The organism is Streptomyces sp. NPDC014734, from assembly GCF_043083325.1.
Lineage (GTDB): Bacteria > Actinomycetota > Actinomycetes > Streptomycetales > Streptomycetaceae > Streptomyces.
This window is the reverse complement of record NZ_JBIBYN010000025.1, coordinates 14597-38736: the sequence shown is the minus strand read 5'-3', so window position 1 is coordinate 38736 and position 24140 is coordinate 14597. Positions and strand designations below refer to the sequence as shown.

General features: G+C 70.0%; 26 protein-coding genes, 1 tRNA gene and 2 pseudogenes. 19 read left to right on the top strand and 10 right to left on the bottom strand.

Annotated features, from left to right (window positions below):
• Positions 1-89 precede the first annotated feature (89 nt).
• The 9 genes and pseudogenes from moaC to ACF1CT_RS30820 all read left to right on the top strand — a co-directional run bounded on the left by moaC (position 90) and on the right by ACF1CT_RS30820 (position 7434).
• Positions 90-590: a cyclic pyranopterin monophosphate synthase MoaC gene (gene moaC, locus ACF1CT_RS30860; protein WP_391787283.1), complete on the top strand. Its 501-nt coding sequence runs from the start codon at positions 90-92 to the stop codon at positions 588-590.
• On the top strand, positions 587-1228 hold the full coding sequence (locus ACF1CT_RS30855) for a molybdenum cofactor biosynthesis protein B (RefSeq protein WP_391787282.1): 642 nt from the start codon (positions 587-589) through the stop codon (positions 1226-1228). The genes moaC and ACF1CT_RS30855 overlap by 4 nt, the downstream gene beginning before the upstream one ends.
• 17 nt (positions 1229-1245) lie before the next feature.
• Positions 1246-1860: pseudogene (locus tag ACF1CT_RS30850) on the top strand (GNAT family N-acetyltransferase); the annotation flags it as partial.
• A 395-nt stretch (positions 1861-2255) separates the two neighbouring features.
• Positions 2256-3392, top strand: a complete 1137-nt coding sequence (gene glpR, locus ACF1CT_RS30845) for a gephyrin-like molybdotransferase receptor GlpR (RefSeq protein WP_391787281.1) — start codon at positions 2256-2258, stop codon at positions 3390-3392.
• Positions 3393-3488: 96 nt separating this feature from the next.
• Positions 3489-3562: transfer RNA gene (locus tag ACF1CT_RS30840), tRNA-Ala, on the top strand.
• A gap of 416 nt (positions 3563-3978) precedes the next feature.
• Positions 3979-4449, top strand: a complete 471-nt coding sequence (locus ACF1CT_RS30835; protein ID WP_391787280.1) for a hypothetical protein — start codon at positions 3979-3981, stop codon at positions 4447-4449.
• 11 nt (positions 4450-4460) lie between these two features.
• Positions 4461-5891, top strand: coding sequence for a hypothetical protein (locus ACF1CT_RS30830; RefSeq protein ID WP_391787279.1), 1431 nt, complete (start codon positions 4461-4463; stop codon positions 5889-5891).
• Positions 5892-5929: 38 nt separating this feature from the next.
• Positions 5930-6430 (top strand): hypothetical protein, encoded by a 501-nt coding sequence (locus tag ACF1CT_RS30825; protein WP_391787278.1) that lies wholly within the window; start codon positions 5930-5932, stop codon positions 6428-6430.
• Positions 6431-6648: 218 nt separating this feature from the next.
• A complete protein-coding gene (locus ACF1CT_RS30820; RefSeq protein ID WP_391787277.1) occupies positions 6649-7434 on the top strand; it encodes an SAM-dependent methyltransferase in 786 nt (261 codons plus the stop codon).
• A gap of 141 nt (positions 7435-7575) precedes the next feature.
• On the opposite strand, the gene ACF1CT_RS30815 is transcribed toward ACF1CT_RS30820, so the two are convergent.
• Positions 7576-8058 (bottom strand): GNAT family N-acetyltransferase, encoded by a 483-nt coding sequence (locus ACF1CT_RS30815; RefSeq protein ID WP_391787276.1) that lies wholly within the window; start codon positions 8056-8058, stop codon positions 7576-7578.
• 50 nt (positions 8059-8108) lie between these two features.
• On the opposite strand from ACF1CT_RS30815, the gene ACF1CT_RS30810 reads away from it, so the two are divergent.
• Positions 8109-8924, top strand: a complete 816-nt coding sequence (locus ACF1CT_RS30810; protein ID WP_391787275.1) for an exodeoxyribonuclease III — start codon at positions 8109-8111, stop codon at positions 8922-8924.
• Between the two features lie 274 nt (positions 8925-9198).
• On the opposite strand, the gene ACF1CT_RS30805 is transcribed toward ACF1CT_RS30810, so the two are convergent.
• Positions 9199-9852, bottom strand: a complete 654-nt coding sequence (locus ACF1CT_RS30805; protein ID WP_391787366.1) for a MerR family transcriptional regulator — start codon at positions 9850-9852, stop codon at positions 9199-9201.
• Positions 9853-10017: 165 nt separating this feature from the next.
• Here ACF1CT_RS30805 and ACF1CT_RS30800 point away from each other — a divergent pair, with 165 nt between their 5' ends.
• The 4 genes from ACF1CT_RS30800 to ACF1CT_RS30785 all read left to right on the top strand — a co-directional run bounded on the left by ACF1CT_RS30800 (position 10018) and on the right by ACF1CT_RS30785 (position 13729).
• On the top strand, positions 10018-11556 hold the full coding sequence (locus tag ACF1CT_RS30800) for a flavin-containing monooxygenase (protein ID WP_391787274.1): 1539 nt from the start codon (positions 10018-10020) through the stop codon (positions 11554-11556).
• Positions 11553-12560 (top strand): alpha/beta fold hydrolase, encoded by a 1008-nt coding sequence (locus ACF1CT_RS30795; RefSeq protein WP_391787273.1) that lies wholly within the window; start codon positions 11553-11555, stop codon positions 12558-12560. Before ACF1CT_RS30800 ends, ACF1CT_RS30795 begins: the two co-directional genes overlap by 4 nt.
• The gene (locus ACF1CT_RS30790; protein WP_391787272.1) at positions 12557-13450 is read left to right on the top strand and encodes an SDR family oxidoreductase; all 894 of its coding nucleotides are present in this window, start codon (positions 12557-12559) and stop codon (positions 13448-13450) included. The genes ACF1CT_RS30795 and ACF1CT_RS30790 overlap by 4 nt, the downstream gene beginning before the upstream one ends.
• Positions 13451-13534: 84 nt before the next feature.
• Positions 13535-13729, top strand: coding sequence for a hypothetical protein (locus ACF1CT_RS30785; protein ID WP_391787271.1), 195 nt, complete (start codon positions 13535-13537; stop codon positions 13727-13729).
• Positions 13730-13933: 204 nt separating this feature from the next.
• On the opposite strand, the gene ACF1CT_RS30780 is transcribed toward ACF1CT_RS30785, so the two are convergent.
• A complete protein-coding gene (locus ACF1CT_RS30780; protein ID WP_391787270.1) occupies positions 13934-14338 on the bottom strand; it encodes a VOC family protein in 405 nt (134 codons plus the stop codon).
• Between the two features lie 237 nt (positions 14339-14575).
• A complete protein-coding gene (locus ACF1CT_RS30775; RefSeq protein WP_391787269.1) occupies positions 14576-15679 on the bottom strand; it encodes a serine/threonine dehydratase in 1104 nt (367 codons plus the stop codon).
• Positions 15680-15918: 239 nt separating this feature from the next.
• Here ACF1CT_RS30775 and ACF1CT_RS30770 point away from each other — a divergent pair, with 239 nt between their 5' ends.
• Complete coding sequence (locus ACF1CT_RS30770; RefSeq protein WP_391787268.1) at positions 15919-16548, top strand: YdeI family protein; 630 nt, start codon at positions 15919-15921, stop codon at positions 16546-16548.
• A gap of 143 nt (positions 16549-16691) precedes the next feature.
• Here ACF1CT_RS30770 and ACF1CT_RS30765 read toward each other — a convergent pair whose 3' ends face one another.
• The gene (locus ACF1CT_RS30765) at positions 16692-18026 is read right to left on the bottom strand and encodes an alpha/beta hydrolase (protein ID WP_391787267.1); all 1335 of its coding nucleotides are present in this window, start codon (positions 18024-18026) and stop codon (positions 16692-16694) included.
• A 66-nt stretch (positions 18027-18092) separates the two neighbouring features.
• On the opposite strand from ACF1CT_RS30765, the gene ACF1CT_RS30760 reads away from it, so the two are divergent.
• Positions 18093-18719: a TetR/AcrR family transcriptional regulator gene (locus ACF1CT_RS30760; protein WP_391787266.1), complete on the top strand. Its 627-nt coding sequence runs from the start codon at positions 18093-18095 to the stop codon at positions 18717-18719.
• An 89-nt stretch (positions 18720-18808) separates the two neighbouring features.
• Here the strand turns inward: ACF1CT_RS30760 and ACF1CT_RS30755 are convergent, their stop codons facing one another.
• The gene (locus tag ACF1CT_RS30755; RefSeq protein WP_391787265.1) at positions 18809-19252 is read right to left on the bottom strand and encodes a MarR family winged helix-turn-helix transcriptional regulator; all 444 of its coding nucleotides are present in this window, start codon (positions 19250-19252) and stop codon (positions 18809-18811) included.
• A 58-nt stretch (positions 19253-19310) separates the two neighbouring features.
• On the opposite strand from ACF1CT_RS30755, the gene ACF1CT_RS30750 reads away from it, so the two are divergent.
• Both ACF1CT_RS30750 and ACF1CT_RS30745 read left to right on the top strand, forming a co-directional pair.
• Positions 19311-19835, top strand: a complete 525-nt coding sequence (locus ACF1CT_RS30750) for a DUF6790 family protein (RefSeq protein WP_391787264.1) — start codon at positions 19311-19313, stop codon at positions 19833-19835.
• 22 nt (positions 19836-19857) lie between these two features.
• Positions 19858-20565, top strand: coding sequence for a TMEM175 family protein (locus ACF1CT_RS30745; protein ID WP_391787263.1), 708 nt, complete (start codon positions 19858-19860; stop codon positions 20563-20565).
• Positions 20566-20673: 108 nt separating this feature from the next.
• Here ACF1CT_RS30745 and ACF1CT_RS30740 read toward each other — a convergent pair whose 3' ends face one another.
• Positions 20674-21045, bottom strand: coding sequence for a winged helix-turn-helix transcriptional regulator (locus ACF1CT_RS30740; RefSeq protein WP_391787262.1), 372 nt, complete (start codon positions 21043-21045; stop codon positions 20674-20676).
• Positions 21046-21124: 79 nt separating this feature from the next.
• Between ACF1CT_RS30740 and ACF1CT_RS30735 the strand changes: the two genes are divergently transcribed.
• Positions 21125-21535 carry a RidA family protein gene (locus ACF1CT_RS30735; protein WP_391787261.1) on the top strand — a complete coding sequence of 137 codons (411 nt, stop codon included), beginning with the start codon at positions 21125-21127 and terminating at the stop codon, positions 21533-21535.
• A 100-nt stretch (positions 21536-21635) separates the two neighbouring features.
• Here ACF1CT_RS30735 and ACF1CT_RS30730 read toward each other — a convergent pair whose 3' ends face one another.
• The 3 genes and pseudogenes from ACF1CT_RS30730 to ACF1CT_RS30720 form a co-directional block, all read right to left on the bottom strand.
• Complete coding sequence (locus tag ACF1CT_RS30730; protein WP_391787260.1) at positions 21636-22898, bottom strand: PQQ-binding-like beta-propeller repeat protein; 1263 nt, start codon at positions 22896-22898, stop codon at positions 21636-21638.
• 165 nt (positions 22899-23063) lie between these two features.
• A pseudogene (locus ACF1CT_RS30725) lies at positions 23064-23222 on the bottom strand (cupin domain-containing protein); the annotation flags it as partial.
• A 401-nt stretch (positions 23223-23623) separates the two neighbouring features.
• Positions 23624-24049: a DUF4267 domain-containing protein gene (locus ACF1CT_RS30720; protein ID WP_391787259.1), complete on the bottom strand. Its 426-nt coding sequence runs from the start codon at positions 24047-24049 to the stop codon at positions 23624-23626.
• Between the last annotated feature and the right edge of the window lie 91 nt (positions 24050-24140).

Genomic DNA, 24140 nt, shown 5'->3' with positions numbered 1-24140 from the left:
GTGCCTTCCCGGGGACACCCCCGGGCCCCCGGCCGCACCCGGTGCGGGCCGCGCGGGCAACCGGCGCCCTACCCGCGAGGCGGAGTGAGTTGAGTACGCAGAACAGGTTGACGCACATCGACGAGACGGGCGCGGCCCGCATGGTCGACGTCTCCGGGAAGGACGTCACCGAGCGGGTGGCCCGGGCCAGCGGCAGGGTCCTCGTCTCGCCGCGCGTCGTCGAACTGCTCCGCGGCGAGGGCGTCCCCAAGGGCGACGCCCTCGCGACCGCCCGCATCGCCGGGATCATGGGTGCCAAGCGCACCCCCGACCTGATCCCGCTCTGTCACCCGCTGGCCGTCTCCGGCGTCGAGGTCGACCTCGGCGTCGCCGACGACGCGGTGGAGATCACCGCCACCGTGCGGACCACCGACCGCACCGGCGTCGAGATGGAGGCCCTGACCGCCGTCTCCGTCGCCGCGCTCACGGTCATCGACATGATCAAGGCGGTCGACAAGGCGGCGGTCGTCACGGACGTCCGGGTCGAGGAGAAGTCGGGCGGCAAGTCCGGCGACTACCGGCGTGCCGACGCGGACGAGGTCCGGGCATGACGACGTCCCCGGGAACGACCGGCCCCTCCGACGGACCGGACGGGACACCCGACGGCACCGACGCGGCGCCCGGGACGCCCGGCACCCAGCCCGGCGGGACGTTCGGCGGGGCGCCCGGCACTTCGCTCGGCGGAGCCTTGACCGCCCCGTACGCGGCGCTCGTCGTCACCGCCTCCAACCGCGCCGCGGCCGGTGTCTACGCCGACAGGGGCGGCCCGCTCGTCGCCGAGGGGCTCGCCGCTCTCGGCTTCTCCGTCGACGGCCCGCGCGTTGTGCCCGACGGCGACCCGGTCGAACAGGCCCTGCGCGACGGGATCGCCGCCGGGTACGACGTGATCGTCACCACCGGCGGCACGGGAATCTCGCCCACCGACCGCACCCCCGACGCCACCCGCCGGCTCCTCGACCGCGAGATCCCCGGCATCGCCGAGGCGATCCGGGCCGAGGGCCGCGACAAGGTCCCCACCGCCGCGCTCTCCCGCGGCCTCGCCGGAATCGCGGGCGGCACGCTCATCGTGAACCTGCCCGGCTCGACCGGCGGGGTGCGCGACGGCCTCGCCGTCCTCGAACACCTGCTGCTGCACGCCGTCGACCAGATGCGCGGCGCCGACCACCCCCGACCCGGGAGCCCGAACTGAACGTCTCGACCTGGCCGGTGGTCCTCACCGACGGCGAGATCACCCTCCGCCCGGTGAGGATGCGCGACCAGCGCATGTGGCGCGAGGTCAACCAGCGCAACCGCGACTGGCTGCGCCCCTGGGAGGCGACCGTGCCGCCGCCCGCCCCGGGCGCCCCGACGGCCCAGCGCCCCACATACCGTCAGATGGTCCGCCACCTGCGCGCCGAGGCGAACGCGGGCCGCATGCTGCCGTTCGCCATCGAGTACCGGGGACGTCTGGTCGGCCAGCTCACCGTCGCCGGGATCACCTGGGGCTCGATGTGCTCGGGGCACGTCGGCTACTGGGTCGACCGGGACGTGGCCGGCCGCGGCGTGATGCCGACCGCGGTCGCCCTCGCCGTCGACCACTGCTTCCGCGGTGTCGGACTGCACCGCATCGAGGTGTGCATCCGCCCGGAGAACCGGCCCAGCAGACGGGTCGTCGAGAAGCTGGGCTTCCGCGAGGAGGGACTGCGCCCGCGCTATCTCCACATCGACGGTGCCTGGCGGGACCACCTGATCTACGCGCTCACCGCGGAGGAGGTCCCCGACGGGCTGCTGCACCGCTGGCAGCGCACGAGAGCCGCGACGCCGCGCACCGCCGGGATGCCGGAGGCCGCCGAGACGACCGAGGCGGCGCAGGCACCCGAAGCGCCCGGACCGCCGGCACCGGGGCGCCCCGAAACACCGCGGCGACCCGAAACATTTGAGCCACCGAAGTCACCGAAATCGACGGATTCACCGAGGCCGACGAGGGCGCCGGAAGCACCCGGAACCCCCGATGGGACCTCCGGGGAGACTTCCGATGGGACTTCGGATCGACACGGCCGAAGAATAAAATAGAATAGATGTTCGAAAAGTGATCGCCATGGGCGCGTAAACGAACGCACAAATGCCCACAGTCGACTCGAACAATCACAAAAAAAGCCTTTGATATCAGCCGGATCGTGCGACACACCGAGCCAATTGGCGGATGCGCCCGCGCAAACCCCTCTACGGTGTGGGATGTGAGCAGCAGCGGCCTGATCTACGCAGTCATCGTCGGGGCATGGGCCGCCTACTTGGTACCGATGTGGCTCCGCAGGCAGGACGAGCTGAACGAAGCCCGTCCGACGGAACGCTTCAGCACCGCCATCCGGTTGCTGTCCGGACGCGGGGCCATGGAGCGCCGGTACGCCAAGGACCTGCGCGGGCGCACCGCCGAGGAGGCCGGACCCGACTCCGCCATCGACCCGGACGTCGCCACGGACCGAATGGAATCCGTGGACGTCCGGGCCTTCGCCGCGCCCGAGGCGCATACCGGGGCGCATGCCGGGTCCGGCGCGCATGACCCGGTGCGCCCGGCGGAGCGCACGGACCGGCAGCGTTCCGGACCCGTCCGGCGCGCGCGCCCGAACGCCGGGCGCACGGACGCCGAGCGGGTCCGGCGCGCCCAGCGCCTCCAGGTGCTCGCCCGTCGTCGGCGCACCACCGTCGTCCTCTTCCTCGCCTTCACCCTCGGCGCGATCGTCGCCGCGGTCGGCGGCCTCGCGTTCCTCTGGGCGCCCGGAGTCCCCGCGGTGCTGCTGAGCACGTACATCGTGCATCTGCGTGCCCAGGAGCGGCGCCGGTTCGCCTTCACCATGGACCGGCGCCGGGCCGAGGACGCGGCCCGGCAACTGCGCGAGAGCCGTACCCGCAGGCAGCAGCCGGCCGAAGCGGCTCCCGCCGAGCCCGAGGACGAACCCGAAGCGCGCCGCCCCGAGCCGGAGCCCGCCCCCGCGATCTCCCCGCAGGAGGCGGGGCGCCGCGCCCTTGTCGAGCAGACGGACCACGCGGAATGGGTCGACCAGCAGCGCCAGCGCGGCCCGGCGCAGGGCGACAGTTGGGAGCCGGTCCCCGTCCCGCTGCCCACGTACGTCACCGCCCCGGTCGCCCCGCGCGCCACGGGCGGCGTCGAGGTGGGCAACCCGGAGACCTGGAGCGCGGCCCGTTCCAGCACCGCCGACCCCACCCGGACGGGGACCTCGCACCCCACGACACCCGCCGCCGACCCGGAGCCGCGCCGGCGCAGCGGCGCGTCCCGCCGCACCCGCGACCGGGGCCGGACCCCGCTCTTCGACCAGTACGAGGACGGCGACCGTCCCCGTGCCGCCAACGAGTGAGTCCGCCGTTCCCCGCTGCGACGCCGGCTCGGCTGACCAGCGCGGAACGGATTTCCGGGCACCCCGGTAGGGATGCTAGAGTTTCACTCGTTGCAAGGGCCTGTGGCGCAGTCTGGTAGCGCACCTCGTTCGCATCGAGGGGGTCTGGGGTTCAAATCCCCACAGGTCCACAACAACAACTCTTCTTGGGGTAGCTCAGGAGGAGTTCGCAAGATCCCGTCCGGTCTGCTTGATCGGGCGGGATCTTGGCGTTTCCGGGGCTTGTTCGCTCAGGAGATCCGGTCTCCGTCCGATCGCCCGTGTCCGATCGACCCGGTCCTGAGCGACTGGGTCTGATCGCCTCTGCCGGGTCGCCTCTGTCCGATCGGCCGGGGCGGGGACGGGGCTCTTGGCGGGCGTTTGTGATCCCGGCTCGTGATGCCGAGACCCCGGGCGGTCCTCCGGTCCTTTGGTCCTCCGGTCCTCCGGTCCTCCGGTCCTCTGTTCCTTCAGTCCCGCACGCGTTGTTCCGCGGTGTCGGCCGGAAGCCGACTCCGCTCCTCTGTCGGCACGTCAAGTCGTGGTTCGCGCATGGTGGAATGACGTCATGGCATGGGCCGAGTGGGAGAACGCGAAGGCGGCGGCAGCCGCCGATCGACAGGTCTCGACGAGCCTCAACCAGTTGCCGGGCAGCCCCGGGGGCGGGCAGGACGACCTCGTCGTGCATCAGGATGATCTCGGCGGTGTGGGGCACGAGGCATTCGTCCTGCACGGCCGGTTGCAGAAGCAGGCCGATATCGCCGGGGCCGGAATGGACCGGAAGGGCTCCGGTTCGACCATGAGGGCCGCCGCGGAATTGAAGGCGAGCGGATTCGCGCTCGGGGGCGAGCTGGAGACGACGGTGTCCGTATGGACCTCACAGGTCGACGCGGTTCTCCAGGCATGCGCCCACATCTCGAATCATCTGGACTATTCGAAGAAGGCGCACGCCGAGGACGATGCCGCGATCGCGGCATCGCTCCGGAACCGGGACGGCTCGGCCGTGCCGGTCTCACGGCTTGCCGAGTACTTCACGTAGGGGATTCGGCCATGAACTACACCGAACTCATCGAAAGCGATCTGAGCAAGCTGGGGGCCGCGGTCGCCGACTGGAAGCGCATGGTCGGGCACGTTCAGCGGCTCGGTGGTGAGGCCCGCGAGGGGTTGAAGGCGAAGGCCGACAAGGCCCGCTGGGAGGGCGTCAACGCCGCGGTGAGCCGTGGGTTCGTCGACAAGACGGTGAAGGAGTTCGAGGACTTGCACAAGGAGGCGAAGAGCATCTTCGCCGTCCTTGAGGACGCGCACGAGGAGTTGAAGGCCATCCAGGCGAAAGCCAGGAAACTGGCTGCGGAGGCCCGTCAGGCTGGTTTTGTCGTCACCGGCGGAAAGGACGGCGCTGCCAGGGTCGAAGAGGCCATGTGCACGGTCGATGGCCCCGATCAGAGGACATCGGATCTCATGCACTGGTACGCGGAGACACTGGCCGGACTGGTCAGCCACGCGACCGAGGTGGACGCAGCCGCTGTGCGCGCGTTGCGCGCGAGCCACGGCGGGGACCCGTACAACGCCGGCCATGCGACGTACACCTCGCTCGATGAGGACATGCTGCCCCGGGCGATGAAACTGGCCGGTCTGGGGGAGAACGCCGACGAGAAACAGCGGAAGGAACTTCGGCGGCTGTGGCAGTCGCTGAGCCCCGAGGCACGGGCGCAGGTGTGGACGCGGCACAGGGACGACCTGCTGGCGGCGGGGCTGCTGACTCCGCAGGTGAAGCAGGTCTCGGCAGACGAGGGCGCGGGTCCTTACAATGTCGAGTCCCCGGGTGTCAGGGACTACTGGATCGAGGTGCAGGCGAACGGTATCTCGAACGCAGGTGATTTTGCCGGAAAGCCGGATGCCGCACGGCATATGGACCACTACCTGCGGGGCATCGGTAGCGATATCGATCTCGACGTCGATCGGATGCTGACTGATGATCGAAACCTTCGGGAGCTCGCAGAGAGCGTACGGAACGATCAGCAGGATGAATGGCGCCGCCAGGCCGTCGAAGCATTCGAGAAGTCGGGTGGCAGGCCGGTAGCCATCCCCATCGAAACCACGGGCAAGGGATACACGCATGTCGATGGCGGCGACCGTAATTGGTTTTTGGCTGTCGGCAGTGCCATGACGAACACGACCGGGGTGGTGACGGCCGTACCCGGAGCGGATGGAAAGCCTCAGGTCGATATTGAATACCAGGTGAATGTGTGGGATCGCTACAACTGGGATCCTGGGAAGGCCACCTCCATTGGTCCCACCACGGTGACCGATGCAGACATGGCCCGGCTTCATACAACCGGGTTGGCACAGGAATTCAATATGCGCGGCAGCAGTTCAGTCCAGCATCACGATCTGAGCTCGGGCAATGTGTGGCCTGCCCCGGCGGATCCTGGCCGGGACGGTACTCGGACGGATATCGGTCGAAATGGTGACGCACGGTGAATTTGTTGTGGGGGCAGGGGCGAAGGCGGGCTCTGATCGTGGGCACGTTCCTGATGGCATCCGCCGTCGGACTGACCACTGGGTGTGCCGGTCCCCGGGATGAGGAGAAACCCGCGACCGGTCGCTCGGTGGAGCGGCGGGTTCCGTACTGGGTGGGCGGGATGGATTCGCAGACGATCGCGAAACGGCTGGGCGTACGGATTCCGCAGGATGCTGTCGAGGTCAAAGCCGCATACCAGAAGGGGTTTCAGGACGACGGTCTTCTCCTGGCCTTCGTGCTGCCCTCCGGTAAGGTCGATGAATTTCTGAAAGAGCTGGACCCGGAGGAACCGGTGGTGACCCAAGAAGTGCCATTCGCCGGTGAGGCCGTTCCTGTGACACCCTTCGCGCACCTTGGTCTCCCGGAACCGGATTCGTTGGCCGGAGTCCGCAAGGCGCAGGTGTGCGCGCCGTGCGAGGACAACCTGAACGCCCTTCACGTCGCAGTGGCCGCGCTCGACGGCAAACGCAGCCGCGTATATCTCAAGGCCATCGACTGATGTGAGGCTGAAGGCTGTCCTTCCGGTTCGCAAATGCCTTCCAATGACAGGCTCACGGTCCGGCGGGCCGTCGCGGGATCGGCTCGACGCGTCCGTCGGTCGTCGGGGCGGTTACGCTGACAGCGCTGGCTTGATTCCGTGGGTTCTGCCGGGGACGGTTTTCCCGCGCCCAGCCGAGTGCTCAGCTGCTCGTGATTTCCCGTACGGAGGAGCGTCCTGTGACTGCCGGTATACCCAGCCCCCGCATCGACACCAGCAAGCCCCACCCGGCGCGTGTCTACGACTGGCTCCTCGGCGGGAAGGACAACTATCCCGTCGACCAGCAGGTCGGGGAGACACTGCCCGAGGCGGCGCGGGGCAACGCGGCGCGGAACCGGGCGTTCATGCATCGGGCCTCCGCCTGGCTGGCGAAGAACGGCGTCGAGCAGTTCCTGGACATCGGCACCGGCATTCCCACCGAGCCCAATCTGCACCAGGTCGTGCAGGCCATCGTGCCGAGCGCCCGGATCGTCTACGCGGACAACGATCCGATCGTCCTGCGGCACGCGGAGGCGCTGCTGATCAGCAGCCCGGAAGGCGTCACCGACTACATCCACGCGGACGTGCGGGAACCGGGGACGATCCTGGAACGTGCCCGTGAGCTGCTCGACTTCGATCGGCCGGTGGCGCTGTCGTTGATCGCGCTGCTGCATTTCCTGCCCGACGACCAGGACCCGTACGGGATCACCCGCGCCCTGGTCGACGCGCTGCCGTCGGGCAGTTTCCTGGTGCTCTCGCACGGCACGGCGGACCAGCATCCCGAGCTGAAGCAGGAGACCGAGACCGCGTACAAGAAGGGTGCGATTCCGCTGCGGATGCGCACCCGGAGCGAGGTCGAGCCCTTCTTCGAGGGGCTGGACCTCGTGGATCCCGGATTGGTGTTCGCCACCGAGTGGTACCAGGAGGAACCGGCCCCGGTGCGCGAGCGCAGCGGCTTCTACGTGGGCGTCGCCAGAGTTCGCTGAGCGCTCCGGGGAATCCTGGGTGATCCGGGGCATCCTGGGCACCGGAATCCTGGCGTCCCGGGTTCCTGAGAGCCGGGCCCGGTACCCGGGGCCTCGGGCCTCGGGTCCGAGAGCTGGGCCCGTCGTCCGGGAGGGGCGAGCTCAGGACAGCGGCTTGGCCATGCAGATGCTGCTGTCGTGGTTGCGGTAGTAGCCGAACTTCTCGCACACGGTGTAGCCGCTGGACGCGTACAGCGCCACGGCCTCGGGCTGCTGGTCCCCGGTCTCCAGCACCATGCGGGTCCGGCCCGCCGCGCGCGCGTCGGTCTCCAGGGCGGCCAGTATGCGGCGGGCCAGGCCCTGTCCGCGCCCCTCGGGGATCACGAACATCCGCTTGAGCTCGGCGTCCCCGTCGGCGTACCCCTCGTCGTTCCGCTCCTGGGACCGCCAGCCACCGGTGGCGACGGGGTGCCCCTGCGGGTCGTAGGCGAGCAGATACAGACCGTGCGGCGGCTCGAACATCGACGGGTCGAGGTGTGTGAGATCGCCCTCACCGTCGCCGTACCGTTCGCCGTACTCCTGCTGCACCAGGTCGTTGAGCTTGACGGCATCGGCGTGATCGAAGGGCCGAGGCTGGATATTCATGCGAATGATGGTACATGTATGCGGCACCTGGGTGTCGGTATCGTGCCGTAATGCTCACTGTGACCACCGCCAATGTAAACGGGCTCCGCGCCGCCGCCAAGAAGGGATTCGTCGAGTGGCTGGCCGGAACCGAAGCCGACGCGATCTGCCTCCAGGAGGTTCGGGCCGAGCCGGAGCAGTTGCCCGACGAGGTGCGTGACCCCGAGGGCTGGCACACCGTGCACGCGCCGGCCGCCGCCAAGGGGCGCGCCGGGGTTTCTCTCTACACCCGGCGTGCGCCTGAGCGTGTGCAGATCGGGTTCGGCGGCTTCGGTGATGCCGGGAGCGAGGAGTTCGACACCAGCGGGCGCTATGTCGAGGTGGATCTGCCGGGTGTCACGGTCGCCAGCCTGTATCTGCCCTCGGGTGAGGTCGGCACGGAGAAGCAGCAGGAGAAGGAGCGGTTCATGGCCGCCTTCCTCCCGTATCTGAAGGGGCTCCGGGCGCGGGCCGCCGCCGACGGCCGCGAGGTCGTGGTCTGCGGTGACTGGAACATCGCCCACCGGGAGGCCGACCTGAAGAACTGGCGGGCCAACAAGAAGAACTCCGGCTTCCTGCCGGAGGAGCGGGAGTGGCTGACCCGGGTGTTCGACGAGGCCGAATACGTCGACGTCGTACGGGCGCTGCACCCGGACCAGGAGGGCCCGTACTCGTGGTGGTCCTACCGGGGGCGTGCCTTCGACAACGACACCGGCTGGCGGATCGACTACCAGGTGGCGACGCCGGGGCTGGCCGCCCGTGCGGTGAAGGGCTGGGTCGAGCGGGCGGCGACGCATCCGGAGCGGTGGAGCGACCACGCGCCGGTGACGGTGAGCTACGACCTGTAGAGGGACGCGGGGCGTTCCGGCTGTGGAGGGATGCGTCCCGGCTGGGGAGAGGGGCGCCTCGGCTGCGGAGGGGCGTGTTCCGTCCGGGGCGGGTGGCGTGCGGGCCGGTTGGCCGGTCGGTCGATTGGCCCGTCAGCCCGTCAGCCCGTCAGCCCGTCAGCCCGTCAGCCCGTCAGCCCGTCAGCCCGTCGGCCCGTCGATCCGTTGACCCGTCGGCCGGGTGACTCGTTGGCTCGTTGGCCGGTCGGTGGGTGTGGGTTCGGCGGGGTGTCCGTCAGGGCGTGGTGGGTTCCCCGGTCGGCCGGCCGGTCGGTTCGCCGCGCAGGCGGCGGTCCAGGGCCATGGAGAGTTCGGCATCGACCACGGCACGGGCCAGGGGGCGGAGTTGGGGCGGTTCGGGCTCGTCGGCGTGTGCCTCCACGACGCCCACGAAGAGTTCCGCCAGTGCTTCCGCGTGCTCGCGGACGCGACGACCGGCCGCGAACACCGTGGCCAGCGGCACCCCTTCGCGTACCAGTTCCGCCGACACCTCCAGCAGGCGGCGGCTGATGTGGACGATCTCGTCGCCGTCGGTGGCCAGATAGCCCAGTTCCAGGGCGGCTGCCAGGTTCTCCGCGGTGACCTCGCCCTCGAAGTAGTCCGCGAGCTGTTCCGGGGTGAGGCGGACCGGCGTCTCCTCGGTCGGTTCGCCCAGCCCCAGCACCTCGGCGACATCGCGCCCGCTCTCGAACGTGCGGGCGAGATCGGCGATACCGGTGAGCGTGTGACCGCGTTCCAGCAGGCCCGCGATGGTGCGCAGACGGGCCAGGTGATGGTCGTCGTACCAGGCGATGCGGCCCTCGCGGCGCGGCGGCGAGATCAGGCCGCGCTCCCGGTAGAAACGCACGGTCCGGACCGGGATACCGGCCTCCTTGGCCAGCTCCTCCATCCGGTACTCACGACGTTCGCGTCCTTCAAACACATGCGCACCCTACGTTGTACCGTCGGTAACTTTCCCTCGCCGTACCCCTACCCATCGGTACGAAGCTGCTCTACCCTCCCCATCATGCCAGTGATTGCTGGCAGAGTCGTGTGACGTACCGCGGGAGGCGGCATGGCCCAGCACGAGCACGTACGAGTGGCGGTGATCGGATCCGGATTCGGGGGCCTCGGGGCCGCGGTCCGGCTGCGCCGCGAAGGCATCACGGACTTCGTCGTCCTGGAACGGGCCGGTTCGGTCGGCGGCACCTGGCGCGACAACAGCTACCCGGGCTGCGCCTGCGACGTACCGTCCCACCTCTACTCGTTCTCGTTCGCACCCAACCCCGAGTGGCCGCGCACCTTCTCCGGACAGCAGCACATCCGCGCCTACCTGGAGCACGTCGCCGACACCTTCGGCCTGCGCCCGCACATACGGTTCAACCATGAAGTGACGCTGATGCGTTGGGACCGCGAGGAGCTGTTCTGGCGGATAGAGACCGCGAACGGGGCCGTGATCGAGGCCGATGTCGTCGTCTCCGCGACCGGCCCGCTCTCGGACCCGAAGACCCCGGACATCCCCGGAATCGACAGCTTCCCCGGCAAGATCTTCCACTCGGCGCGCTGGGACCACGACTACGACCTGACCGGCAAGCGCGTCGCGATGGTCGGCACCGGCGCCTCCGCCATCCAGATCGTGCCCGCGATCCAGCCGAAGGTCGGGAGGATGACGCTCTTCCAGCGCACCCCTCCCTGGGTCATGCCGCGGGTGGACCGCAGGATCAGCGGCGCCGAGCGCTGGCTGCACCGCACCCTCCCGATCACCGGCTCCGCACGTCGCGGACTGCTGTGGGGTATCCGGGAGTTGCAGGTCAGCGCCTTCACCAAGCATCCCAACGAGCTGGGGATGGTCGAGAGGATCGCCAAGTCCAACATGGCGCGCGCCATCAAAGATCCCGCACTCCGGGCCAAACTGACCCCTTCCTACCGCATCGGCTGCAAGCGGATTCTGCTCTCCAACGCGTACTACCCCGCTCTCGCCCGTCCCAATGTCGATGTCGTCGCCTCCGGTCTCGCCGAGGTGCGCGGCTCCACGGTCGTCGGGGCGGACGGCACCGAGGCGGAGGTCGACGCGATCGTCTTCGGCACCGGTTTCCACGTCACCGACATGCCGATCGCCGAGCGCGTGGTGGGCGCGGAGGGCATCACGCTCACCGAGTCCTGGAAGGGCGGCATGCAGGCGCTGCGCGGCGCGAGCGCGGCCGGCTTCCCCAACTGGATGACGATCATCGGCCCCAACACGGGTCTCGGGAACTCCTCGATGATCCTGATGATCGAGTCCCAGCTGAACTACATGGCCGATTACCTGCGTCAGTTGAACGTGCTCGGCGGCCGGGTCGCCCTCGACGCGCGTCCCGAGGCGGTGGACGTCTGGAACCGCCGTGTGCAGCAGCGGATGAAGCGCACGGTGTGGAACACGGGTGGCTGCAACAGCTGGTACCTGGACGACAACGGGCGCAACACCACAGTCTGGCCGGGCACCACCGCCGAGTTCCGGAAGGTGACGCGGTCGGTGGACCTCTCCGAGTACGAGGTGGTGCGGGCGGCGAGGAAGGCCGTCGTCGCGGCGGGTTCCGCGGTGTCGGACGCCGTCACCGGGGAGGCTGCCCGATGAGCCGGTTGATGCGGCGCGGCACCGTCCCGCCCGTCCCCGTTCCCGTCCGTGAACTGACCGTGGGCTCCGCCGACGGCGCCCGCGTCCATGTCGAGGTGCACGGTCCGGACGGCGCCCCGGCGGTGGTCCTGGCACACGGCTGGACGTGCAGCACCCGCTTCTGGGACGCGCAGATCAGGGACCTGGCTGCCGACCACCGGGTCATCGCCTACGACCAGCGGGGGCACGGCCGTTCGCCCGCGGTGGGGCCGGAGGGCTACGGCACGGACGCACTCGCCGACGACCTCGAAGCGGTGCTGGCCGCCACGCTGGGGGCGGATGAGCGGGCGGTGATCGCCGGGCACTCCATGGGCGGCATGACGGTGATGGCCGCCGCCCGACGGGCCGGTCTGCGCGCGCACGCCGCCGCCGTACTGCTGTGCAGCACCGGGAGTTCGCGGCTGATCGCCGAGTCGCGGGTGGTGCCGTTGCGGCCCGGGGCCGTCCGTGACCGGATGACGCACGCGATCCTCGGCGCCCGCGCACCCCTCGGGCCGGTCAATGCGTTGTCAAGGCGGGTGCTGAGGTACGGGACGATGGGTCCGGGCTCGGCGCCCGACCGGGTCGACACCTGCGCGCGGATCGTGCACGCCTGCCCCACCCGGGCGAGGGTCGCCTGGGGGCATGTCCTCGCGGACCTCGATCTCGACGCCGGGGTACGGGAGTTGCGGGTGCCGACGGCGGTGATCGCGGGTACGGAGGACCGGCTGACGCCGCCCGTGCACGCCCGCGCCCTCGCGGCGGCGCTCCCCGACTGCCTGGGGCTCACGATGCTTGCGGGCATGGGGCACATGACGCCGGTGGAGGCACCGGAGGCGGTCACCGCGAAGATCCGGGAGCTCGTCACCGCGTACCTCCCGGCCGGGGCTGCCGGGGTGAGTGGTGCGGGCAGTGCGAATGGTGCGAGCGGGGCGGCCGGGCAGGGGAGTTCGGACGGCATGGCGGAGAAGGAGGACGTGGCATGAGCGGCGGGCGGAGTCTCGAAGGGCAGGTCGTCGTCGTCACGGGCGCGGCGCGCGGCGTGGGCGAACTGCTGGCGCGCAAACTCTCGGCGCGGGGTGCGAAGCTGGCTCTGGTCGGACTGGAACCGGACGAGCTGAAGAGGGTTTCCGAGCGGCTGCACGCGGAGAGCGACCACTGGTTCGCGGACGTCACCGACCACGAGGCGATGGCACGCGTCGCCCAGGAGGTCAAGGAGCGGTTCGGGAAGGTCGACGTCGTCGTCGCCAACGCCGGGGTCGCCACGGGCGGCCTGTTCGTCGACTCCGATCCGGAGGCGTGGCGCCGGGTGATCGAGGTCAACCTGATCGGCGGCGCGGTCACCGGGCGCGCGTTCCTGCCGGTACTCATGGAGAGCCGGGGCTACTTCCTCCAGATCGCCTCGCTCGCGGCGATGACGCCCGCGCCGATGATGACGGCGTACTGCGCGTCCAAGTCGGGCGTGGAGGCGTTCGCGCACAGCCTGCGCGCCGAGGTCGGGTACCGGGGGGTGAGGGTCGGGGTCGGCTACCTGTCCTGGACCGACACGGACATGGTGCGGGGCGCCGACCAGGACGACGTGATGCGGGAGTTGCGGCAGCGGCTGCCGTGGCCGGCGAACCGCACGTACCCGCTGGGCCCGGCCGTCGACCGGCTCGTGGACGGCATCGAACGGCGCTCCGCGCACGTGTACGCGCAGCGGTGGCTGCGCGGGATGCAGTCCGTGCGCGGTTACCTGCCGACCTTGATCGGGGTGGTGGGGCAGCGCGAGATGCGCCGGTTCGGACCGCGGCTGGCGGGTGTGCGGACGGGGCTCGTGGGCGCCGGAGGGGTCGCCGACCAGGAGGCCCGGGCGGTGCCTACGCAGCGTAAGTGATCGACATGCGGTGGATGTGGGGGCGTGCGACGGTGGTCGAGGTCCTTACGGACCGTCCCCACGCACCCACGAGGAGTGAACAGCATGGGCATCGCCGACCAGTTCAAGGACAAGGCGCAGGAACTCGCCGACCAGGCGAAGAAGAAGGCGAACGAGGGCCGCACCGAGGGCCGGGAGCGGACACAGGACGCGTCCGAGCGGGCCTCGAAGACGTCGCAGCAGGGCCGTGAGCGGGGTCAGGACACCGCGGACGACATCCGCGAGCGTCGCGACCGTTGATCGCCGGTCGGCCGGTCGGCCGGTCGGTGATCGCGGGCCGCTGGTAGCTGCCCGGTGATCGCGGGCCGTTGGTGGCTGACCGGTGATCGGTGATCGCGGCTTCGTGATTCCTCGACTTCGCGATTCCGCGATTCCGCGCGTTGTCCGTGAGGGGCGTGTCCGGGTGGACGCGCCCCTCACGCGTGGCGCGGGGGCGCGCCCGTCCTACGAGGCGGTCTGCTGTGTGCTGTGACTGCCGTACGGGCGGGTGATGATCTCCATGCCGTGCCCGGCCGGGTCCATGAAGTACAGGCCGCGCCCGCCGTGGTGGTGGTTGATCTCGTTCGGCTGCTTCCGGTGCGGATCGGCGTAGTAGGTGATACCCGCCTCCTCGATCCGGGCGAAGGCCGCGTCGAACTCCTCGTCCGAGATGAGGAACGCGTAGTGCTGCGTGACGATCGACTCCGCCGGGATGGCGGCGAAGTCCAGGGTGACCCCGTTGCTGGTCTCGACCGGAATGAACGGGCCCCACTCGGTCCCGGCCTCAAGACCCAGGATGTGTGCCAGGAACTCGGCCGACTCCCGGTTGTCCCGGGCATGGATGATGGTGTGGTTCAACTCGACTGACATGGGTGGAATGCCTCCGCAGGGCATCTCTCGGCACCTCCATGCCTCACCCGGACGGTGACCGGCACGCGATGCCGTGGCCATGATCAGTGGTGGTGCTCGTGTTGTCGAGGGATATACCGGGGCGCTGACGTCTTTCGGCCGGAGTACGCCCGGTGTTGCCGTGAGGCGTGACCGGCCGGCTCCGGGGCGGGGCGGGTCCGCACTCGCCACGCCACGCCCCGCGCCGGGGCCAGGAGGTCAGTTCGCGGCGGGCCGCACCAGGTCGCTCGGGTCGGTGTTCGCCCCGCACAGTACGACGGCGATGCGCTCACCGCTGCTCGGCCGGTAGCCGTGGCCCGGTTCCGACGACTCCGACGGGGCCGAGGATTCCGACGGGGCCGAGGGGGTGCCCGGGCGGTTCGCGGCGGTCAGGGCGGCCAGCGCGGTGGAGGCGGCGTGCTCGACGACGATGCGGTGGTCGTCCCACAACTCCTGGCGGGCGCGGGCGATCTCGCTGTCCGGGACCAGGACGGAGCGTACGTCGTCCGGACGGGCGGCGTGCAGGGCGAGGGCGGTGGCACGGCGGGCGCCGAGGGAGTCGACGGCGATCGAGTCGACGGGGACGTCGACCGGCCGACCGGCCTCGACGGCGGCGTTCAGCGCCCGGCAGTTCTCCGGCTCGACGGCGACCGTCCGGATTCCGTGGTGCCGGGCGGCGGTGGCCACACCGGCGAACAACCCGCCGCCGCCGACCGAGACCACCACGGTGTCCAGACCGGGGATGCGGGCGTGGATCTCCTCCAGCAGGGTTCCGGCCCCGGCGGCGATCAGCGGGTGGTCGTAGGCGTGCGAGGCGAGCGCCCCGGACGTGGCGGCGAACTCCGCGCAGGCTTCGAGGGCTTCGGCGTACTCGGTGCCGACGATCCGCACGTCCGCCCCGAGTTCGCGGAGTCTGGTGACCTTCACCTCCGGGGCGACGGTCGGCAGGAACACCGTGGCCCGTACGCCCTGCTGCTGGGCCGCCCACGCGCAGGCGAGTCCGGCGTTGCCACCGGAGGCGATGGTCACGCCCGTGTCCGGCAGCGTCCCGACCTCGCGGTGGGCCTGGATGAAGTTCTGCGCGCCGCGCGCCTTGAAGGAGCCGGTGTGCTGCATGTACTCCAGCGCGAACCAGACCTCGCAGGGCTCCCCGGACAGGTGGGCGGGCGAGCCCGGCCGTGCCGCGCGGATCGTTCCCGGAGCGAGGGGAGCGAGGGGAGTGACGGAAGAGTTGGGAGTGACAGGGGTGACGGCGACCGGGCGGACGTGTCCGGTGATCCGCTCGGTGGCGGCCTTGATGTCGTCGTAGGTGAGTTCGTGCACTTCGTCGCTCCTGCCGGGAGTGGATCACGGCCGGGCGCTGGGCCGGCCGGTGGTCGTGTGTGGTCCCACCGTCCCATCGTCCCGCCCGGCCGTCACCATGCACCGCCATCCCCGCACATGTCTGCGGGGAACGACGGGATCCGGTACGTCCGGAACCACGCGGTCCGGCGGGACCGGCGCGGACACGGGCCGCGCCCGGCCGCTCCACTCGGCGTCCGGACAGGGGTGGCGGGAGGGACATGGGAAGGAGCTCCGGAAGGGGCTCTGTCAGTGGGGCGTGGTTCACTGCCGGAGTGACTCAGGACCGCGAGATCATCACGTTCGAGACCGCCGAGGACTTCGAGGCATGGCTCGGTGAGCATCACGCCGCCTCATCGGGCGCTTGGCTCAGGCTGAGGAAGAAGCGGCCGGGGATATCGTCCCTGGACTACGCCCAGGCGCTCGATGTGGCGCTCTGCTACGGCTGGATCGACGGGCAGAAGGCCAAGGTCGACGAGGAGTGGTGGATGCAGCGATTCACTCCGCGCAGACCGAGGAGCAGGTGGTCCAAGGTCAATCGGGGCAAGGTGGCGGCCCTGATCGAGCAGGGCCGGATGCGTCCGCCGGGACTCGCCGAGATCGAGCGGGCCAAGGCGGACGGCCGTTGGGAGGCCGCCTACGACGGATCCCGGACGGCCTCCGTTCCGGACGACCTCGCCGCCGCCCTCCAGGCCGTCCCGGTCGCGCAGGCGGCCTTCGAGACGCTGAACCGGCAGAACCGGTACGCGATCCTGTACCGCGTCCACGATGCCAAGAAGCCCGAGACGCGAACGCGCAGGATCGCGAAGTACGTGGCGATGCTGGCGAACGGCGAGACGATCCACCCCTGACGGGCCCTGGTCTCCCGGAGCCGCCGCGAGGCGACTCCGCCCCGCAGCGCGGGTGCGACGCGCACCGGTTGCCCGCGTAGGGCCTCCCCGCGTGGGGCTGCGGCGTCGCGGTTCCTCCTCGACAGCCCGTCGTGGCGGACTCGTCATTTGTGGTCACGGAGGAAGGCCGGGATGTCGGCCCGCCTCGGGTAGTCGGGCAGCGGTGCGGGCTTGTCCTGGAGGAACGCGGTGATGACGGCCGCTGCTCGCCGGTCGTTGTCATCCAGGCCGTTCCACATGTGGTGGCCGACTCCGGGCATGTACTGGGTGCGCCGGACGGCGGGGTTGTTCGCGAGGACGGTCGTCTCCCACTGCCGGACCTGGGAGGAGCACTCGGCGATCATCAGCATCGCGGGTGTCCGGGAGAGCCTCAGCCGAGGGGCGATGGAGGGGGAGTCCTCGATCGTTTGCTGGATGCGGAGGCTGGCGGCGGCGCTGAAGGAGAAGTTCTGCGCCGTGTCCTCGACCGGGATGCGGTGGGCGTCCCGCGCGCAGTAGGCGGACGCGGTGTCGCTGCCGAGATCGGCGGCGGTGAAAGCGTTGTCGCCCTCCGCCTGCCCGATCAGCCCGTTGCCCGGGCTGAGCAGTCCGAGCCGCATGAGGCCGAACGCGACGGCGTACCGCGGGACGTGTGTGGAGCGCGGTCCGATCATGGCCGGTGCGAGGTCGCGGGCCGACGGCCGTCCCTTCTGCCCCGCGATCCGGGCGGTGGGGCCGTCCATCGGGCCAGGCTCGGCGATGACCGCCCGGTGCAGGTGGGCGGCGGTGGCCGGGTCGGCCAGCGCGCGGGTGAGCACGACCGCGCCCGCGGAGAATCCCAGCACGTCGACCCGGCCCTTGCCGAGCTCACCGACGAAGGCCCCGAGGTCATGGACGGACCGGGTGATCGAGTACTGGTCCATGGGAAGCAGGTCGCTGCGTCCGCCGCCGGCGTGCTCGTAGGCGTACACGTCGTGGCCCTGCCCCGCGAGCCGCCTCAGGAAGTGGTGGTCGAGGACCGAGATCCCGCGCACCGGTCCGCCGTTGAGGTAGACGAGCGGCACGCGATGCCGGGGGCTGTCGCCGGTGGGCCGGTAGTGGTAGACCGCGACCCGGCTGCCGGTGGACAGGCGCCAGTGCTCGGCGGTCACGAACGTCGGGGTGGGCGGGTAACGGCGCGTCGTGGGAACGCTCGGGACGCATACCGACAGGGTCAGGGCCGCCGCGACGAGCACCGGCAGGAACGGCACCAGTCGTCCCGGCAGGGAGCGGCGGCGGCCCCGCCACAGCGCCGCGACAACCGCGACCCCGACGACCGCGGACCAGGCGGCGAACCCCGATCCCGCGCCGTCGGTGGCGATGATCAGCGCCAGGAAGGCGGCGACCAGCCCCACCACCGCGGCGGTGGCGGTCAGCAGTCGGCCGACGAAGCGTAAGGAGCGTATGACGGGCGGTGGCACAGTGATCCCCCATGTTTCGAAACGGTGTTTCAAAACGATGTTAGCAGCTTGGTTACACTGCTCCGCATGGGAAGGCCGAGAACGAACGACGCCGCCGTCAGGGAGCGACTCGTGGCGTGCGCGACCGAGATGTTCGCCACCCGGCCCCAGGAGTCCGTCACCGTTCGCGCGCTGGCCACGGCCGCCGGAACGTCGACGGCGGCGGTGTACACGTTGTTCGAGGGCAAGGACGGGCTGATCCGCGAGGTGCGCGACCGTGCGGTCGCCGGCCTGTTCCAGGACCTGACGGCTGTTCCCGGCTCGGACGCCGCCCTGGACGATCTGTACGCGTTGGCCGTGGCGTATCGCCGTTGGGGGCGCGAACACCGCTACCTGTACACGGTGTTGTTCGGTGGTGCGCAGTCCTTCGTCCCATCGGCCCGGGTCGGCGACCGCGACCCGGTACGGCCACTTGTCGCGGCGATCGATCGCGCGGTGGCGGACCGGATCCTCGTGGGCGACACCACGCTGGTCGCGGTCTCGTTGTGGGTCGCCCTGCACGGGCTCGTGACCCTCGAACTCGCCGGCGGCCTCGGCGGCGACGCGGCCGAGACCGCGTTCCGGTCAACGATTGATGCGGTACTGCGCGGCTGGGCGACCCCCGCCGCCTTCCCTGGTCTCCGACGCACGGACTCCGGCGCCGCGAACTCGTGACTCCGTAGGTGCGTGGGCGCGGCCGGGGGAGGGGCGCGGTGTGCCGTACACGCGTGGAGGCGCTCTCGGTCGGATGCGTGGAGGCGTTCTCAGTCGGATGCGTGGAGGCGCTCTCGGTCGGATGTGAGGAGCTCGGCCAGCCGAAGGGTGTCCTCGCAGTAGCGTTCGTAGGGGAAGCCGGCCGCGACGAGCCTGGCCCGGAACTCGTCGCCGAGCGGTTTCCCGGCGGTGTGGAAGGCGTTTCGACCGGCCTCGGTGAGACGGACCAGCCGCCGCCGCGCGTGTTCGGGGTCGACGGTGATCTGCACCAGACCATCCGCTTCGAGCGGTCGTAGCGCCCGGCTGATCGCCGGGTCGGACACCGACAGCGCCTGCGCGAGCCGATGCTGCGTCACCGGCTCGATGTCCTCCAGTGTGCCCAGAAGCCGAATCTGACTGTAGGTCAGGCCGTCGGGGTCATCGGTGCGCCGCCGGGCCGACTCGCCCAGCAGCATGACCACCCGGTGCAGCAGATCTGCGAGTCCGTCATCCATGGTTGCCACTATAACTGACTCTTGACTGGTTAATATTAACGCGTTAAGAATGAAGTTCATGGACGACTTCTCTTACCTTGCCCAGTCCGCCTTTCCGCTGGTCTGGATCCTGGTGCCGGCCATCGGGGCCTTCGTGCGGACCCGTCACGCCCAGTCACCCCAGCAGGCGCTGGAAACCTGGCAGCGCTGGTGGGCCATCGGCGCCTTCGGGTGCGGCAGCCTGTGGATGACGGTCGCGTTCCTCGCCTTCCCGGACGTCATGGCGACGGCGATCGGCTTCGACCGGACGCCCTTCATGTTCGAGATCGCCTTCGCCAACCTCGGCCTGGCCGTCATGGGTTTCCGGGCTGCCTCGGCATCTGCGCGGGAGCGCATCACCATCGGGCTCGGCGGTGGGATGTTCCTCTGGGGAGCCGTGGTCGGTCACCTCTACCAGTGGTTCGCCGGTGGTGACCACGCCCCCGGCAACACCGGCGGAGTCCTCGTCAACGACCTCCTGATCCCTGCGGTCATGATCGTCCTGGCCGTGCGATCCCGGCGCCTGGCGGCCACGCCCCGGCCGGCCGTGGAAATCGGCGCCTGAGCCGCGGGAGCTGTTCCTCACCATGGCGACTCATACCGGCCGCAAACCCGACAACGAGACCGACGGGACCGACGAGACCGACGAGACGAACGAGACGAACGAGACCGACGAGACCGGCGAGGCGCGATCGATTGCCGCCGAGCGGCTCATCGCGCTCGTCGACGCGACGATCGCGATCGCACTCACCTTGCTGGCGCTGGATCTCCCCGTCCCCGCCGGTGACACCACCGGCGCCATGCTGGTTTCGGTGTCGGCCCACGGCAAGGAATACCTGGCCTTTGGGCTCAGCTTTGTGGTGATCGCCGCCCACTGGCGCGCCCACCACGAGATCTTCCGGTATATCCGCTCGCTGAACAGCCGCCTGACCGGCCTCACCCTGGCGTGGCTGTTCATGCAGGTCCTGATGCCGTTCGCGACCCGGGTGATCACCGCCGACGGTGCTTTCCCGCCCCGGTTCAGCCTGTACGCGATCGTGCAGGTCCTGGCGTCCGCGTCGTTCGCGCTGATCATCCGGGAGATCCGACGCCGACACCTGTACCGCACGGACGCCCCGCCCCGGGTGTTCGCCGAGAACCTGGTGCGCAGCATCTGCCTGGCCGCAGTGTTCGGGGCGTCCGTACCCGTCTCGTTCCTGACCACGGGCTCCGCCGCGTACCTGTGCTGGCTCGCGGCGCCGGTCGCGCTCGCCGTGGCCCGCCGCTTCCAGGGCCGTGCGTCCTGTGGTCACTGACCGGGATCGTCCGGCCGGACCTCAGGGGCGGTGTTTCCGGAGATCGCGGACCGTCCGCAGACCTCCTTCCACGTCGGCACGAGGACGTCGATGTGTACGGGGTGGCCCTCAGGGGCTCGATTCGTCCCTCGCGTCGAAGGCTTCACGGGCACGTGTGATGGCGGGCATGTTCGCCGAGGCCCATGCCAGCAACACATCGACGGGGGGTCGCAGGGTCTTGCCGAGTGGGGTGATCCGGTATCTGATCGCCACCGGGCGGGTGGAGACGACCTCGCGCTCGATCACGCCGTTCCGCTCAAGTCGCCGAAGTGTCGCGGTCAGCGACTTCTGCGTGACCTGGGGGATGGCCCGGCGCAACTCGTTGAAGCGGCACGGCCGTTCGCACAGTGCGTTGAGGACGCCGAGCGACCACTTGTCGAGGACCTGGTCGAGCAGTTCGCGATGCGGAGGGCCGATGAGGAACTCGTCCTCGGTATCCATGGAGAAACCTGGTCTCGTTGAAGTGTCCTTCTGCCACTAAGTAGCTTACGGATACCTGGATCGGAGGGAGAACTCACGAATGACTGTCCAGCACTTCACGCCGGAAGGCATGTTGCAGCCGACCCCGTACCACCATGTGGCCGTCGGTACCGGCACGACACACGTCCATGTCAGCGGGCAGGTAGCACGCCGGGCCGACGGGACCCCGGTCGCGCCGGGCGACCTGGCGGGGCAGGTCGCCCAGGCGCTGCGCAACACCTCCGTCGGCCTGGCGGGGGCGGGAGCGTCGTTCGCGGACGTGCTGCGCCTGACGTTCTACGTGACCCGTTGGAGCCCGGAGAAGATCGGCGATTTCATGGCCGGTGTGGAGGCCGTCGCCGACGAGATCGGGCTCGCGTTCCCCATGCCACCGGCCTCCCTCATCGGTGTCGATTACCTCTTCGAGCCGGATGTGCTCGTGGAAGTCGAAGCGACCGCGCTGCTCGACTGACTCCTGAGTCGTGTTTTCCGGCCTCGCCTCTCGCCTCTCGTTTCTCGCCCCTCGCCTTCCGGCGGGGTCGCCCTGCGGGAGCCGGGGCCGGGCAGCCCGGTCAGCCTGCGGCGGGGTGGAACACGGATCCCTCCACACCGCCGTATCGGTCGATCTCGTACGGCGCGGCACCGGCGGAAGTCTGCCGGTCCTTCCCGGTCCTGCCGTCCAGGACGATCGGTTCGTCGTTCACCGATCCGTACACGGCGCCGTGCCAGAACCCGGTGACCCTCGGGACCACCCGGCCGGAGTCATCGGGCAGTGCCCACTGCTTCCGAACCGAAGCGGCGTCGAACATCGTGATCCCGCGGTTCGCCGACCCGTACCCGTACTTGGAACACAGGACCAGGGACTGCGCGTCGTGGAGGCATCGCCAGTCCCTTCCGTCGAGCGTCGCCCGCCGTTCGCCGCTTACCGCGTCCACGACGACTGTCTTGTCGTCGAGGTTGGCGCTCAGCAACCGCGGCGCCGCTGTGGCCGGTTGTCGCGCGTCCGCCACGGTCCACCGCTGTTCGCCCGTGGGCGCGGCGAATCCCACCAGCCTGCCCTTGGCGTAGCCCGTCTTCTCGCCACCGGCGACGACGCCGTCGGCGAAGGCCAGCGCACGGAAGTCGGACTTCTTCCAGCGTTCGGTTCGCGTTGAGGTGTCGACGGCGTACGTGGTGTCGGACGCGGTGACGACCACCGTGTCGGAATCGACTCCGACGATCTGCGGCGAGAGGCTCTCGTCGGCGCCGATGGCGACGGCGGCGAGCCCGGTGGAGCTGGGAGCATCCGCTATCTCGGCCGACCATGCCGTCCTGCCGGTGGCCGTGTCGACGGCCAGTACCTCGATCACGGAACGGCCCGGCGCGGTTCCTTCGCCCTCCACGGACCTGTCCCAGGCGGCGTACACCGTCTTGCCGTCGGCCGAGACCAGGGGAGCGGCGCGACGGCTTCCGAAACCGCCCGTCTCCGAGGCGTGCTTCGTCCTGACGTCCCACCGCGGTTCACCGGTCCCGGTGTCGATCGCCTCCAGTCCGCCCTCGGCGGTGATGTAGGCGACCCCGTCGGCCAGCGTGACCGCAGGTCGTGTCGCTTCCCCGCTCGACGTACTCGGCTGCCCGGCATCCGGCAGTTCGACCGTCGGCCCGTCGAAGCGTACGGGCGGATCGAACGCCGGACGGCTCGGCTTCTCGGGCGCCTCATGGGCGGGTTCCGCGGACTTGCCGGACGCTGTGGCATCCGCCGAACCGCCATCTCCGCAGGCGGTCAGTGTCGTTGCCGTCAGCGTGATTCCCGCCGCGACGACGGCCCAATGCCGTGTCCTGCTTCTCCTGCCCATTTCTCCCCCTCGCCCTGTGCCGCATGATCACGACAACCGTAAGGTCAAGGTCCCTGAGGGGGCGAGCGGGAATCGGGCGGGGAAAAGGTGCGCGCCCGATGTCCGAAGGGCCGCTCTCCACGATCGCCGCTCCGTTCCACGGGGGAGGACGGCTGATGCACCGACTCACAACAGGCGGTCGAGGAAGGCCTGTTGACCGTTCCCGTCCCGTTGGGCCTCCGGTGCCACCAGGGTCAGCAGAGTGCGGTCGCACTCGCCGTCCGGGACGATGAGCACGTCCGGCAGAGCGCTCAACAGGCGGTCGCTGTTCTCGGTCGGGACCGCGTAGGCCCCCGAGGGCGGCCCCGGTCATCGAAGTGCGCGTCTCGACCATGGTCCTGCGTTCAGGCGCGGGCGTGAGTGCCACATGACCGGTCATCCGATTCTGAATCACTTGCGGTACGGGAAATGTCGGCGGTCGCACCGCTTCTCAACTCGCCCTGAAGGGTGACCCGGTGCGTGTGGGTTCCCGCTCCGGCACCCTTCCGTCCGCCGTCACCCTCCGCCTGTCGCATCCGATGCGAGAGCACCCGGCAGGCACCGGGAACCGGTAGACACCGGCAGGCACCGGGAACCGGCAGGCACCGGCAGGCACCGGGAACCAGCAGGCACCGGCAGGCACTGGCCGGCACCGACAGGCACCGACAGGCACCGGCAGGTGCATACCGACACGCGCCAAGGCGGCGTCAGGAAGGCTGCGGGGCGGGCGTTGCCGGAGCGGCCACGGCGGTGCGGGTCTCGTGCATCATCAGCAGGCCGTTGACCACCATCAGTGTTGCGGTCAGGCCGTGGACGCCGAGCGCGGTGGCCACGGAGCCGTGGTGGGTCAGCACGGTGGTCATGTCGCCGTACGCGGCGAGGGCCTCGATCAGCAGCGCCCAGCCCAGCGCACGGCGGTGGCCCGTCACCAGCAGGATGCCCAGGACCAGGGCCAGGACGACATCGCGGATTCCCTTGATGACCAGGAAGCCGCCGCCGTCGCCGGACGGCCAGCTCGGCAGGCCGAAGCCAGGTGCCGTCGTCTCCGGGCTCAGGACGAACTCCATCCCGAACCAGAGGATGAAGAGGATGAAGGCGGCGGCCAGGACGGTGTTGACCTTCTTCAGTGACATCGTTCTTCTCCTGACGATTGTTCGTCTGCCGGTGAGCTGCATGGAGCTTGCCGAGCTGTGCTGGACCTGATCGGACCGCGCGGAGGCGGCT